Origin of the sequence: Sphingomonas fucosidasi (assembly GCF_036663855.1) — a bacterium.
In the GTDB taxonomy this organism is placed as follows: Bacteria; Pseudomonadota; Alphaproteobacteria; order Sphingomonadales; family Sphingomonadaceae; genus Sphingomonas; species Sphingomonas faeni_B.
This window is the reverse complement of record NZ_JAXOJR010000011.1, coordinates 15742-29619: the sequence shown is the minus strand read 5'-3', so window position 1 is coordinate 29619 and position 13878 is coordinate 15742. Positions and strand designations below refer to the sequence as shown.

Below are 13878 nucleotides of genomic sequence, written 5' to 3'. Positions count from 1 at the left end.
AGCCTTGAGATAGGCGAATAGCGGGCGCATAGGCCCGGACCTATGGCGAACCAATCGTTGAAAACGCTCACCGAAACCCTTGCGGGCCGGTTGACCGAACGGGCCCTTCCGGGCGAACTCAAGGACTTCGGGGCAGCGGAGGTCGCGCAGGCCGCGGCGTTCGTGGCCGCGACCGCCGCGCACCGCGACGACGGTGCGCCGGCGATCGCGATCGAGCCGATCAGTGCGGACGACACGCGGCGGCGGATGCGGCTCGCGATCGTCAACGACGACATGCCGTTCCTGGTCGATTCGATCGCCGCGGCGATCGGCGCGCAGGATATCGCGGTCGATCGGATCATCCACCCCGTCGTCCGGACGACGCGGACGCCCGATGGCACGCTGTATGCGATCGACGCGGACGGCCAGGGCGCCGGCCGCCCCGAATCGATGATCTATCTCGAGATGGAGCGCGCCGATGCGCGTGATCGTCGCGGGTTGATCGAGGACCTCACGGCCGTATTGGCCGATGTCCGCGCGGCGGTGACCGACTGGCGCGCGATGCAAGGAGCGCTCGACGACGATATCGCCAAGCTGCCCGAGGGCGAAGGCGCGGCATTGCTGCAGTGGTTCCTCGACGGGCACCTGACGCTGCTCGGCCATCAGGTCTGGCATCGCGACGGCAGCAGCGGCGCGGCGCTCGGTATTGCGCGTAACGAACACCGCGTGCCGATCCTCGCCGAAGCCTCGCGTGCGCTGGCGATCGAGTGGTTCGAGGCGGGGAACGACGCACCGCTGTTGCTGAAGTCGAACCTGATCTCGACGGTGCACCGCGCCGTGCCGCTCGACCTCGTGGTCGTGCCGGTGATGGAGGGCGCGACGGTTGCCGGGCTGTCGATCTACAGCGGGCTGTGGACCAGCGCCGCGCTGGCCGCGATGCCGCGCGACGTGCCGGTGTTGCGCACGCGCCTCGCCGCGATGAAGGCCAAGTTCGGCTTCGATCCGCGCGGTCATGCGGGCAAGGCGCTGACGCATGCGTTCACCGCGCTGCCGCACGACCTGGTGATCGCGTTCGCACCCGATGCGCTGGAGGACCTCGCGCTGACCGCGATGAGTCTGGCGGATCGGCCGCGGCCCGCGCTCGTCCTAGTCCAATCGGCGCTCGGGCGTCATTTGTTCGGGTTCGTCTGGCTGCCACGCGACGACGTCACCACCAGCCGCCGCGTCGCGATCGGCGACATGCTGGCGGAGGCGGCGAATGCGAGCATCCTGAACTGGTCGATCGCGCTGGAGGACGGCGAGGTCGCGATGATCCGCTACACGCTCGATCTGCGCGGCGAGGGACGGATGCCCGACGCCGCGCCGCTCGCGCTCCGGTTGCAGCGGATGGTGCGCGGCTGGGTATCGGACGTCGAGGCGGCCTTGATCGAGACGTTGCCGCCTCCGCGCGCCGCACGGCTTGCGCTGAAATGGGCCGCCGCGTTCCCGCAGAATTACCGCAACCTCAGCACGCCTGCCGAGGCCGCCGAGGATATCCAGCGGATCGCCGCGCTGGCCGACCCGGATGCGCGTGGTGTGCGTCTCGTTCCGGGGGAAGCCGGTGCCGATCCCCAACTCAAGATTTACAAGCTAGGCGGCGCGTTGCCGCTGTCGGACGCGGTCCCGGTGCTGGAGAATTTCGGCTTCCGCGTGATCGGCGAATTGCCGACGCGACTGCGCGACGACAGCGTGCCGTTCGTGCATGATTTCGTGCTGGAGGCAAACGCGGCGGCGCAGCAGAGCGACGCCCCCGTGCTCGAAGGCGCGATCGCGGCGGTGTTGGAAGGCGCTGCCGAGAACGACGCGTTCAACAGGCTGATCGTCGAACTCGGCATGCGTCCCGAGGCGATCGTGCTGTTCCGCGCGTGGTTCCGGTATCTGCGTCAGGCGGGGCTTCCGTATGGGCTGACCACCGTGGTCGATGCGCTGCGGCGTGCGCCGAAGGTCGCCGCGGCATTGATCGCGCGCTTTACCGCGGTCCACCACCCGGATCATCCCGGCAATGCGATCGAAGCGGACCAGGCGATCGAGGCCGGGCTCGACGCGGTCACCGCGATCGACGACGACCGGATCCTGCGCGCGTATCGCAATTTGATCGCGGCGACGCTGCGGACCAACGCGTTCACGTCCGCCGCGTCGGAAGCGCTTGCGTTCAAGCTCGACAGCCATCTGATTCCGGGCCTCCCCGCCCCCGTGCCGTGGCGGGAAGTGTGGGTCTATTCGCCCCGCGTCGAGGGCATCCACTTGCGCGCCGGTCCGGTCGCACGCGGCGGCCTGCGCTGGTCCGATCGTCGCGACGATTTCCGCACCGAGATCCTCGGGCTGATGAAGGCGCAGCGCGTCAAGAATGCGGTCATCGTGCCGACCGGCGCGAAGGGCGGCTTCTATCCCAAGCAGCTCCCTGCCCCGTCGAACCGCGACGCGTGGCTGGCCGAGGGCACCGAGAGCTACCGGATCTTCATCCGCACTTTGCTGTCGATCACCGACAACATCGTCGAGGGCAAGGTCGTGCATCCGGATGGCGTGACGATCCTCGACGGCGAGGACCCATATTTCGTGGTCGCCGCCGACAAGGGCACCGCGACGTTCAGCGACGTGGCGAACGCGCTCGCACTCGAACGCGGCTATTGGCTCGGCGACGCGTTCGCCTCCGGTGGCTCGGTCGGCTACGATCACAAGGCGATGGGGATCACCGCAAAGGGCGCATGGCTCAGCGTCCAGCGGCACTTCGCCGAACGTGGCCTCGACGTGCAGAGCGAGAGCATCACCGTGGTCGGCTGCGGCGACATGTCGGGCGACGTGTTCGGCAACGGCATGTTGTTGTCGAAGACGCTGAAGGTCATCGCGGCGTTCGACCACCGCCACATCTTCCTCGATCCCGATCCCGATCCGGCAACCAGCTGGGACGAGCGCAACCGCATGTTCGCGCTGCCGCGGTCGAGCTGGGCGGACTACGACGCCAGCCTGATCTCCAAAGGTGGCGGCGTGTTCGCGCGCACCGACAAGGTCGTGAAGCTGTCGCCGGAGGTGCAGGCCGCGCTCGGCATAACCGCGAGCGAAATGGAGCCCGGCGCGCTGATCTCTGCGATCCTCAAGGCGCCGGCCGACCTCCTCTGGTTCGGCGGCATCGGCACCTATGTGAAGGCCGCATCGGAAGCGAACGTCGCGGTCGGCGATCCCGCCAACGACCGCCTGCGCGTCAACGCCGAGGACCTACGCGTGATCGCGATCGGCGAAGGCGCGAACCTCGGCGTCACGCAGGCGGCGCGGATCGCGTTCTCCGCGCGCGGCGGGCGGATCAACACGGACTTCATCGACAATTCGGCGGGCGTCGACTGCTCGGATAACGAGGTCAACATCAAGATCGCGCTCAACCGCGAGATGATCGAAGGGCGCCTGGGGTACGAGGACCGCAACACGCTGCTCGCGAGCATGACCGACGACGTCGCGCATCTGGTGCTGGAGGACAACCGCCTCCAGACGCTGGCGCTGTCGATCGCAGAGGCCGACGGCGCGGTCGCGGTGCCGAGCTATGTCCGCGTGATCGAGATATTCGAGGGCGCGGGCCGGCTCGATCGGGCAGTCGAGGGGCTGGCGTCGAACGATATCCTGCTCCGTCGCGGCCAGGATGGTCTGGGGCTGACCCGCCCCGAGCTCGCCGTGCTGCTGGCGACCGCCAAGCTCGGGTTGCAGGACGCGATCGAGCATGGCGATATCGCCAAGGACGACGCGCTCAAGCCCGACCTGCACGCCGCCTTCCCCGCGGCGATGCGCGAGCGCTTTGCGACCGCGATCGACGAGCACCGGCTGCGGCCCGAGATCGTCGCGACCAAGCTCGCCAACCGGATCGTCAACCGACTGGGCATCCTCTACCCGTTCGAGCTGGCGGAAGAGGAAGGTGCGGCGATGGGCGATATCGCGGCGATGTTCGTCGTCGCCGAACGCCTGTTCGACCTGCCGGCGCTGTGGGCGGAGATCGAGACGGCCGTTATGCCGGAGGCGGCGCGGATCGCGTTGTTCGACGAGGTGGCGGTCGCGACGCGCTCGCAGATCGCCGATCTGTTGCGCGTATCGGCGCCGGGAACGGCACCGGGCGACGTGCTCGCACGGCTGGCGAAGGGCATCACCCAGCTCGACAGCCAGACCGCAGCGTTGCTGCTCGAAGAGGCGAGTGCGCAGAGCAGCCGTATCGCCAGCCAGCTTGAAGCGGTTGGTGCGCCGGGTGACCTAGTGCGCAAGGTAGTCCGCCTGTTCGAGATGGACGGCGCGGTTGGTCTCGCCGATCTCGGCGAGCGGATGACGCTCGACGAGGCGGTCCTCACGCGCGCGTTCACGCACCTCGGGCAGGCGCTCGGGCTGGATTGGGCGCAGGCGAATGCGGCGCGGATCAGCCCGACCGATCCGTGGGAGCGCCTGCTCATCGCCGGTCTCGCGCGCGATTTCCAGCAGTTGCGGCTCGAGTTCCTCGCGCGGCGTGGGGCACAGGATCCGCAGGGTGCGGTCGAGGCTTGGCTGGCGGCGAACGCTACGCGGGTCGCGCAGTTCAAGGCTGTCATCGACCGCGCGCGTCATGCGGCTGTCCCGAACGCGGCGATGCTAGCGCAGATCGCCGGGCAAGCGCGGGTGCTCTTGGGGCGGTAACACTTAACCCTCTCCCTTCAGGGGAGAGGGGGGCCCGCGCGAAGCGTGGGAGGGTGAGGGCACGCCAGCCAAAGCACGTGCCCTCACCCTCCCGTCGCAAGAGCTCCTCCTTCCCTCTCCCCAGCGGGGCGAGGGACAGCTCACGCCGCGCGACGCGCCGCCAGTTCCGCCTTCCATCCTCTCGCGCGCCACCACATGATCACGCCGGTCACCGCCAGTACCGCCGGCAATATCCCGCCGAGGAAGATGATCACCTGCCACAGCGCCCCCATGTCGGTGCCATCGTGGATCCGCCGCATCCACCGCCCCACGCCGCCCTGAGGCCGCGCCGGCGCCGCGGTCGCGCCACCGGTATCGTCGGCGATCTTCACCCCGACCGGCGTCCCCCCGCGCGCGAACGTCACGGTCCAGTCCGCACTGAGATCGGTCGGCCACGCAACACTCCGCAAGGGTGCGCCACCGGCCAGCGCCCGCGCCTTGCCGATCGCCACGTCGAGCGGCTGTGCGGGCTTCGCCAGCGGCTTCGCACGCATCATCGCCCCGCGATCTGGCCCGCCTCTCGGCCGCGAAGCCTCGCCGGTGAGCTTGCCGAAGAACTGCGGAAACGAGATCCACGCGCCCGTCAGCGACAGCACGAACAGCGGCAGCGCGATCCAGAAGCCGAACAGGTGATGAAGGTTGGTATCGACGTTACGATGCCGCCGATACCGCAGCCCGCGCGTCCATTTGCCGATCGTCGGCCACCACAACCACAGCCCGGTAAAGCACGACACCATCATCGCCACGCCGATCCAGCCGACGATCGACCGCCCGACGCCGGGTAGCTGCAGGCTCCCGTGGAGCACATGCAGGAACCGCACGAGGCCGCCATTCGAGGGCGAAACCTCCAGCACGCGCGCGGTCGGCGGATCGAGATACACCATCGTCCGCTGCGGTGGCCCCGGCCGCTTAGGCGCACTTCCCGCCGCCGCTGCCGCGATCACCACCGGCCCGCCATCCTCGGGCATCGTCAGTTGCGCGATCCGCTCGCCATGCGTGAGCCGGGCCGCCGCCGCAGCGACATAAGCGTCCGGGCTGAGCACCGTCGTCCCCGACACCGCATAGCGGCTCGGATCGACGATCCGGTCGAGCGCATTATGCCACACCAGCGCCGCGCCGCTCAGCGAAAGCGGGATGATCAGGATCGCGAGGATCAGCCCGATCCACTTATGGACCTGAAACCAGGCCCGTCGCATCGCCAGTTTACGCATCGAATATTCCCCCGTTCGTGGAGCGTGGCATGGCGGACGTACGCAAGTCCATCCATCCCCTTTCCGTCATGCGTGCTCACACATCCGCCCAGCGGCGCAGCAGATTGTGGTACACCCCCGTCAGCCGTACCGTTGCCGGATCGCCCTGCCCTTGCGCGGCCGCGACCGCCTGCACGCTCTGGTCGAGATCGAACAGGATCCGTCGCGCGCCGTCGTCGCGGACCATCGACTGCAACCAGAAGAACGACGCGACGCGCACACCCCGCGTGACCGGCGCGACGCGGTGCAGGCTGGAGGCGGGATACACCACCATGTGCCCGGCGGGCAGCTTGACCGATTGCGGGCCGAACTGATCCTCGATCACGAGTTCGCCGCCGTCATAGGTTTCGGGATCGGCGAGGAAGAGCGTCGCCGACAGGTCGCTGCGGATGCGGAAGTCGGAGCCGCGCTTGATGCGGATGGCAGTGTCGACGTGCAGCCCGAAATCCTGGCCGCCGGCATAGCGGTTGAACAGCGGCGGGAAGACTTTCAGCGGCAGCGCGGCGGCGACGAACAGCGCGGAGCGGCCGAGTCCGTCGAGGATGATGCTTCCGGCCTCGCGCGCGGCCGCAGAGTCCTCGGGCAGTTGCTCGTTGCGCTTGGCGAGTGCCGATTGCGGCCCCGAGGTCGCGTTGCCATCGATCCATTCGGCCGCATCGATCAGCGCTCGGACGCGTCTGACCTCGGCTGGATCGAGCACGTCGGGAATGGCAATCAGCATGCTGCCCCCTCGCGCAATGCCGCCACGCCGGACGTCCGGAACGCCGGGATGTCGCTCGCCGCCAGCCACGTTTCGGCCTTGGCGAGGAACGCCGCGTTCCCGCGTGCGCCTGCCTGTCTCAGCCAATCAAGTGCCATCTCGATCTCCCCCGCCGCTCCGAGCATCCGCGCGTGATTGAAGCAGCCGCGGAAGTCGCCGCCTTCCGCCGCACGCGCATAGCATGCCGCGGCACGCGCCAAGTCGCGCTCGCAAGCCCAACCGTCTTCTGCAAAACTACCGACGAAGTTGATCGCCTTCGCGCTGGCGAGCCCCGAGTCCATTGCGGCAACCTTCTCCAGCAACGCCAGCGCCGCCGGCTTGTCCTCGGCGACGCCGTCGCCCAGCGCAAGCAACGTCGCGTAATTATACATCGCCCAGTCGAGCCCGCGATCCGCCGCGATCCGGTAGCATTCGGCCGCGCGCGTCTTGTCGACACGCGTGCCCCAACCGAGATCGTAGCAACGCCCGACCATGTTGAGCGCCATCACATGATGTTGCGCCGCCGCCTTCGTGAACCAACCGACCGCTGCGGCCGGGTCGGCGACGACGCCAACCCCGTCGAGCAGCATCTGCCCGTACACCGCCTGTGCCTCGGCCACGCCCGTGTCCGCCGCCTCGCGCACGAACGCCGCGCGCTCCTCCGGACTTCCGGAGAGGCGCGCGGCGATCGCGTCGGGCGTGAGCGTATCGATCGCCGTCATGTCCTCAGAACCGCAGGTTCACCGTGCCGAAGATCGTCCGGCCCGCGGCGATTGCGGCGTAGTGGCTGGTGAAGGTCTGCGAGAAATAGGTCTTGTTGGTCACGTTCTGCGCGTTGACGCTGAGGTCGACATTGTCGGTCAGCTTGTAGCTCGCGCGCGCATCGAAGCGCCAGTAATCCGGAATGCTGCGCGTCAGGACCTTGGTCGCGGCGTTGACGGTGACCACGCCCGCGGCGTTCTGCGTCGCGGTGCGGTTGTCCGCATAGCCACCGATCTGCTCGTCCATGTACAGCGCGGTACCGCCGATCTGCAGCCGCTTGGTCACGTTGACGTTGGTCGTCGCGGTGAAGCTGTTCCTTGCGGTCTGCGGGACCTGCTTGCCGGTGTTGACCGACACGACGCCGATCGTCCGCGTCGGCTGGAGGCCGGGGAGCGCGGCGGCGGTCAGCGTCGTGAAGCCGCCGTCGATGATCTTCGGATCGAGATGCGTGAAGCCGCCGAAAACGGTCCAGCCGGGCAGGATCGTGCCGCTGACGTTGAACTCGATACCGCGGATCCGCGTTTCGCCGATGAACGACGCGGTGTTGGTGTCGTCGAGCACGCGCGCGTTGGAGATTTCGGTCTGGAATACCGCCGCACCGAGCTGGAGCTTCTCGCCGAACAGGCTGGCCTTGGCGCCGACTTCGTACGACTTGGTCTTTTGCGGCTTCAGCAGGTTGAGCGTCGCGGCCGTGATCGCATTGTCCTCACGTCCTTCGCCGAGCAGGCTGTTGGGCGGCGTCGCGGCGGTCGCATAGCTTGCATACAGGCTGGTTTCCGACGTCGGCTTGAACACCAGACCCGCCTGCCAGTTGAACAGATTGTCGACGCGGTTGACCTTGGTCTGCGTCGCGCCCGGCAGCGTGATGGTGGATTCGAACCGGTCGTAACGTGCGCCGAGGTTCAGGATCAGCGCCGGCATCAGCGTGATCGAATCGAACGCGTAGACCGCCTTGGTATTCGCGTCGTTCTGCGTCTCGGTCGAGGGCGCGCCCTTCACGATCGGCGTCGGCGTGGTCGACGTGTCGCTCGTGTAGTTGACCCACGGTGCATACGGGTCCGGATCGAACAGGCTGGTGCAATAGGAGCGCGCGATCGTCGCGGTGTTGCAGCGCGGCGAGATCGTCGAGCCGTTCGCGGACACGAACGTACCGCGCCGCGTCTTCTCCCACGAGATTTCGGTGCCGAGCGAGAAACTGTGCTCGATCCCGCCAGTGTTGAATTTGCCGTACAGGTCGGTCTGGTCGACGATGCTCTCGCTATAGCCGTAGCGCGTGTTGCCGCGGGTCCAGACATAACCGCCGGTCGTCAGGTTGGCGCCGGTGTTGGTCGCGGTGGTGCCATAGACATTGCCCTGGCTGTCGTCGGGCAGCGTGAAGATAAAGCTCTGCGTGCTGTGCGTGTAGCGGGCGGTGTTGCGCAGCGTGATGCCGCCGAAATCATGCTCGACGCGGAGCGTGGCCTGGTTGGTGGTCGCATCGCGGAAATCGCGGTTGGCCAAACCGTAGAAGTTCTTGCGCGAGACGTAGCCGGTTTGGCCGCCCGCCGTCGTCACCGTGCCGAGCGCAGGCTGGGTCGTGACGTTGCCGGTGCCGGGATGGTTGGCGATCGTGTAGAGATACGGGATGCCGCTGTCGGGCAGTTCCTCGCTCTCCATGTGATAGAAGCTCGCGGTTAGCCGGGTCGGCGTGCCGAGCCCGATCGCGAACGACGGTGCGATGCCCCAGCGCTTCTGCCAGATCGCATCGCGCCCGGCGACGTCCTGATCGTGCCACATCCCCTCGATCCGGAACGCGGCGGTGTCCGAGACCTTCAAGTTTACGTCGCCGGTGATGCGCTTATAGTCGGCCTCGCCATAGCTGGCGCTGAGCGTGCCGAAATTGTCGAGCTGCGGCAGGCGCGACAGGATGTTGATCGTGCCGCCGGCCGAGCCGCGCCCTCCGAGCGTCGAGTCGGAGCCGCGGACGATCTGGACCGAATCGACCGCGAACACTTCGCGGGTCTGCGAGGCGAGATCGCGGACCCCGTCGACATAGATGCTGCCCTGGCTGTCGAAGCCGCGGATGAACGGGCGGTCGCCGATCGGGTTGCCACCCTCGGCCGCGCCGAAGGTTATGCCGGGAACGGTGCGCAGCGCATCCGCTAGGCTGTTCGATCCGGTCTGCTCGATCACGTCCTTAGGCAGGACGATCACCGACCGCGGCGTGTTGACCAGCGGCGCGACCTGCTTCGGGCCTGCGTCGTGGATGCGCTGGCCATTGACGAGGATTTCTTCGCGTTGCTGCGCGTCTGTTACCGGTGCCGAGGCCTTGTCTGCATCCGCGGCATAGGCGGGCGCGGTCGCGAATGCGCCGACACACGACAGAGCAAGGAACGCGGGCACGGAGGACGAACGCGGCAACGATGCACGCGGCGAAGGTAGCGACATGGACAAACCCCTTTGTTCTAAGGGGCTCGCTATTGAGAGTCGTTCGCACTGTCAACGCTAATGCGAGTAGTTCTCAACCTGGATTATCGAAAAGCCATGTTCTCAACGCGCTAGCAAGGTTGGGTGGATCGTCCGCTACGATGCGAATCGCGTCGATCTCGGCGACGAGCGCGGAAAGCGGCAATGCGAGGCGCACGGCCGCTGCCTCCAGCGCCTTCCAGAAGACGGGTTCGAGACTGATAGACGTCTGGTGGCCGGCGATCGTGATCGAGCGCTTGACGGGTCCGTGGAATCCGCTCGCGGGCGCTGCGATCACACCGCCCGCCACCACCGGCGGATCACTCGGTATCGAACAGCGACGCGAGCTGTTCGATGATCGTGCCGCCGAGTTGCTCAACATCCATGATCGTGACGGCGCGCGCGTAATAACGCGTGACGTCGTGGCCGATGCCGATGGCGACCAGTTCGACTGGCGACTTGCTCTCGATCCAGCCGATCACCTGGCGCAAATGGCGCTCCAGATACGAGCCGGAGTTCACGCTGAGCGTCGAATCGTCGACCGGCGCGCCGTCGCTGATCACCATCAGGATGCGGCGTTCCTCGGGCCGCGCGACCAGCCGCGCATGCGCCCACATCAGCGCCTCGCCGTCGATATTCTCCTTCAGCAACCCCTCGCGCATCATCAGGCCGAGCGAATTGCGCGCGCGACGCCAAGGCTCGTCGGCGCGCTTGTAGACGATGTGGCGGATGTCGTTGAGCCGCCCCGGCTGCGGCGGACGCCCGGCGGCGAGCCAGGTTTCACGGCTCTGCCCGCCCTTCCATGCACGCGTGGTAAAGCCGAGGATCTCGGTCTTCACGCCGCAGCGTTCCAGCGTCCGTGCGAGGATGTCCGCGCTGATCGCGGCGATCGAGATCGGGCGGCCGCGCATCGAGCCGGAATTGTCGATCAGCAAAGTCACGACAGTGTCGCGGAAATCGGTCTCGCGTTCGGCCTTGTAGCTCAGCGACAGAGTCGGGTTGACGATCACGCGCGCGAGCCGCGCCGCGTCGAGGATACCCTCCTCCTGATCGAAATCCCACGACCGCGACTGCTGCGCCATCAACCGGCGCTGGAGCCGGTTGGCGAGCTTCGACACGGTCGATTGCAAATGCACGAGCTGCTGGTCGAGATAACCGCGCAGCCGCGCCAGTTCGTCGGCGTCGCACAGCTCGGTGGCAGCGATCACCTCGTCGAACTGCGTCGTCCACGGCTTGTAGTCGAACGCGCCGCCCATGTCGGCGAAGGGGCGGTTCGGGCGGACCGGCTGCATGCCTTCCTCGCCGTCGTCGCCGGGCTCGCCGTCGATATCGTCCATCGACTCGTCGCTCTGCTCCTGGCCGTCGCTTTCCTCGTTCTGTTGCTCGGCTTGTTCACCGCGCGCCTCGACTTCGCCCTGGCCGTCCTCGCCCTGGTCGTCGCCTTCGTCGCCCTCGTCCTGCTGCTGCTCGTCGGTGCCCTCGTCCTCGGAGCCGCCTTCGTCGCTCTCCTCGGGGACCTGATCGCCTTCGACCAGTTCCAGCTCCTGCAGCATCTTCCGCGCAAGACCTTGGAACGCCTTCTGGTCGTCGAGCGCATAGGCCAGCGCGTCAAGATCGGTCTTGCTCTCGATCCACTCGCGAACGAGCGCGAGACCGGGCGCGGCGATCGCGGGCGATTCCTGCCCGGTCAGCCGTTCGCGGACCATCAGGCCGAGCGCGGTCGACAGCGGCACCTCGTCACGATTGCGGGCGCGCGTGATCGGGTCTGCGCGCAGCCGCACGTCGAGCGCGCGTTCGAGGTTCTCGGTAATCCCCGCATAGCCGCGCGACCCGAGCGCTTCCACGCGTGCAGTCTCGACAGAATCGAACACGGCGCGCGCCACCGCCTCGATCGGCGCGGCGCGGTTATGCAGCGCGATGTCGTGCAGCTTCAACCGGAGCGCAAAGCCATCCGCAAACCCGCGCGCTTCCGCCACCTGCTCGGCCGGCAAGGCACGCGCGGGCATCGGCACCTTGATGTGCTTGCCCGACTGAGTCGGCGCATCCGCGGTGAAGGCGAGCTCGACCTCCGGCTCCTCCGCGATCGCACGCGCGGTACCGGCAAGGACCGCCTTGAAGCGATCGAGAGGGGTTTCGTTGGCCAAAGGCTCAGGCCTTACCTACCACGCTCTCGGGGAGGTCCTTGCCGAACACGCGCTGGTAATATTCGGCGACCAGTGGCCGTTCCGCCTCGTCGCACTTGTTGAGGAAGCTCAACCGGAACGCGAAGCCGACGTCGCCGAAGATCAGCGCGTTCTGCGCCCAGGTGATCACGGTGCGCGGGCTCATCACGGTCGAGATGTCGCCGTTGACGAACCCCTTGCGGGTCATGTCGGCGACGCGGACCATGTTCTCGACGACCTTCTTGCCGTCGGGCTTGTCGTATTCGCCGGACTTGGCCAGCACGATCTGCGCCTCGACCTTGGCAGGCAGATAGTTGAGCGTGACGACGATGTTCCAGCGGTCCATCTGGCCCTGGTTGATCTGCTGCGTGCCGTGATACAGCCCGCTCGTATCGCCCAAGCCGACCGTGTTGGCGGTCGCGAACAGGCGGAACCACGGGTTCGGGCGGATCACGCGGTTCTGGTCGAGCAGCGTCAGCTTGCCCTCGGTCTCCAGCACGCGCTGGATCACGAACATCACGTCCGGGCGGCCCGCGTCGTATTCGTCGAACACCAAAGCAGTTGGGGTCTGCAACGCCCAAGGCAGCAGGCCTTCGCGGAACTCGGTAATCTGCTGGCCGTCCTTCAGGACGATCGCATCGCGGCCGATCAGGTCGATGCGGCTGATATGCGCGTCGAGGTTGATGCGGATGCACGGCCATTTCAGACGCGCCGCGACCTGCTCGATATGCGTCGACTTGCCGGTGCCGTGATAGCCCTGGACCATCACGCGGCGGTTATGCGCGAAGCCCGCCAGCACGGCGAGCGTCGTGTCGGCATCGAAGACGTATGCCGGATCGAGATCGGGCACACGCTCGTCGGCTTCGGAGAAGGCCGGGACTTCCATGTCGGAATCGATCCCGAACATCTCGCGCACCTTCACCATGCGGTCGGGTGCGTCGAGGATCGTGGTCTCGCGGCTGTCGGGCTGGGTATTCGGGATATCGGTCATGTTGGCCTCGTGTTCCCGGTAGCTCTAGGCCAAGCGCGGGCTGTTACTCAACCGCCCGCTGTACGAATGCGCGGATGAGTAACGTGGATGAACTGGACGAACCGCCCGGCCGAAGACGAGTTCCCCCGCAGAGAGCAGCGATTTATCGATCACAGTAATATCGGTCGCCCCTTTCTCCGTCATCCCAGCGAAGGCTGGGATCCAGAGCAACGATCGACATCCTGCTTGGCTTTGGATCCTGGGTCGAGCCCAGGATGACGACGTAGTTACGCGAACGCGGCGGCGCCTTTCAGATGCTGGTAGGCCGCGATCACCTTCTGCAGTTCGGATTCATGCGCACGATCGCCGCCGTTGCGGTCGGGGTGATAGCGCCGCACGAGTTCGCTGTAGCGTTTGCGCAGCGCCGTTCGGTCGGTGTCCGTGCCGAGCCCGAGCACGCGCAACGATCGGCGTTCGCCGTCGGACAGCACGCGGCCGTCCTTGCGCGCCGCCGCCATCCGCTCGCCAAACCTTGCACCGATCGCATCGATCGGATCGGCGAAGTCGGCCCATTTGGGTGGCGTGTCGCCGCCGCCATGCGCGAACGCGCGCGTCTCGCGCTCCCAGCCCGCCATCGGTCGCTGCGCATGATGGATTTCGTCCGCGGTCATCCCGTCGAAGAAATTATACCCGGAGTTGAACGCGCGGACATGCTCCAGGCAGAACCAGCGGAACTGCGGCGGGCCACCTTCGCTCGGGCCCTCCAGCGGGGGTGCGCGAAATTCGCCGGGGTCCTCGCAGTCGCGCCACATGCAGACGCGCCCGGTCCCTTCCACGCGGCCGTGAAACCGT

General features: G+C 67.0%; 9 protein-coding genes. 1 reads left to right on the top strand and 8 read right to left on the bottom strand.

Features of this window, described 5'->3' with window-relative positions; genetic code table 11:
- The first annotated feature begins 42 nt into the window (after positions 1-42).
- Complete coding sequence (locus U1737_RS17420; protein ID WP_332797651.1) at positions 43-4659, top strand: NAD-glutamate dehydrogenase; 4617 nt, start codon at positions 43-45, stop codon at positions 4657-4659.
- 140 nt (positions 4660-4799) lie between these two features.
- Here U1737_RS17420 and U1737_RS17415 read toward each other — a convergent pair whose 3' ends face one another.
- The 8 genes from U1737_RS17415 to U1737_RS17380 form a co-directional block, all read right to left on the bottom strand.
- A complete protein-coding gene (locus U1737_RS17415) occupies positions 4800-5909 on the bottom strand; it encodes a PepSY-associated TM helix domain-containing protein (RefSeq protein ID WP_332797650.1) in 1110 nt (369 codons plus the stop codon).
- Positions 5910-5985: 76 nt separating this feature from the next.
- Complete coding sequence (locus tag U1737_RS17410; protein WP_332797649.1) at positions 5986-6669, bottom strand: Fe2+-dependent dioxygenase; 684 nt, start codon at positions 6667-6669, stop codon at positions 5986-5988.
- A complete protein-coding gene (locus U1737_RS17405) occupies positions 6663-7409 on the bottom strand; it encodes a tetratricopeptide repeat protein (RefSeq protein WP_332797648.1) in 747 nt (248 codons plus the stop codon). Before U1737_RS17405 ends, U1737_RS17410 begins: the two co-directional genes overlap by 7 nt.
- A 4-nt stretch (positions 7410-7413) precedes the next feature.
- Entirely contained in the window at positions 7414-9876 is a 2463-nt protein-coding gene (locus tag U1737_RS17400) for a TonB-dependent receptor (RefSeq protein ID WP_248524338.1), read from the bottom strand.
- 73 nt (positions 9877-9949) lie between these two features.
- Complete coding sequence (locus U1737_RS17395; protein WP_332797647.1) at positions 9950-10192, bottom strand: ribbon-helix-helix domain-containing protein; 243 nt, start codon at positions 10190-10192, stop codon at positions 9950-9952.
- A 22-nt stretch (positions 10193-10214) separates the two neighbouring features.
- Positions 10215-12038: a cobaltochelatase subunit CobT gene (cobT, locus tag U1737_RS17390; RefSeq protein WP_248524336.1), complete on the bottom strand. Its 1824-nt coding sequence runs from the start codon at positions 12036-12038 to the stop codon at positions 10215-10217.
- Between the two features lie 4 nt (positions 12039-12042).
- Positions 12043-13047 (bottom strand): cobaltochelatase subunit CobS, encoded by a 1005-nt coding sequence (gene cobS / locus U1737_RS17385; RefSeq protein ID WP_055874633.1) that lies wholly within the window; start codon positions 13045-13047, stop codon positions 12043-12045.
- Between the two features lie 266 nt (positions 13048-13313).
- On the bottom strand, positions 13314-13838 hold the full coding sequence (locus tag U1737_RS17380) for a J domain-containing protein (protein WP_332797646.1): 525 nt from the start codon (positions 13836-13838) through the stop codon (positions 13314-13316).
- Positions 13839-13878: the final 40 nt, after the last annotated feature.

Coding starts and splice junctions, on each gene's coding strand:
- U1737_RS17420 (WP_332797651.1), top strand. CDS start 43: ATGGCGAACCAATCGTTGAAAACGCTCACCGAAACCCTTGCGGGCCGG.
- U1737_RS17415 (WP_332797650.1), bottom strand. CDS start 5,909: ATGCGTAAACTGGCGATGCGACGGGCCTGGTTTCAGGTCCATAAGTGG.
- U1737_RS17410 (WP_332797649.1), bottom strand. CDS start 6,669: ATGCTGATTGCCATTCCCGACGTGCTCGATCCAGCCGAGGTCAGACGC.
- U1737_RS17405 (WP_332797648.1), bottom strand. CDS start 7,409: ATGACGGCGATCGATACGCTCACGCCCGACGCGATCGCCGCGCGCCTC.
- U1737_RS17400 (WP_248524338.1), bottom strand. CDS start 9,876: ATGTCGCTACCTTCGCCGCGTGCATCGTTGCCGCGTTCGTCCTCCGTG.
- cobS (WP_055874633.1), bottom strand. CDS start 13,047: ATGACCGATATCCCGAATACCCAGCCCGACAGCCGCGAGACCACGATC.
- U1737_RS17380 (WP_332797646.1), bottom strand. CDS start 13,838: ATGTGGCGCGACTGCGAGGACCCCGGCGAATTTCGCGCACCCCCGCTG.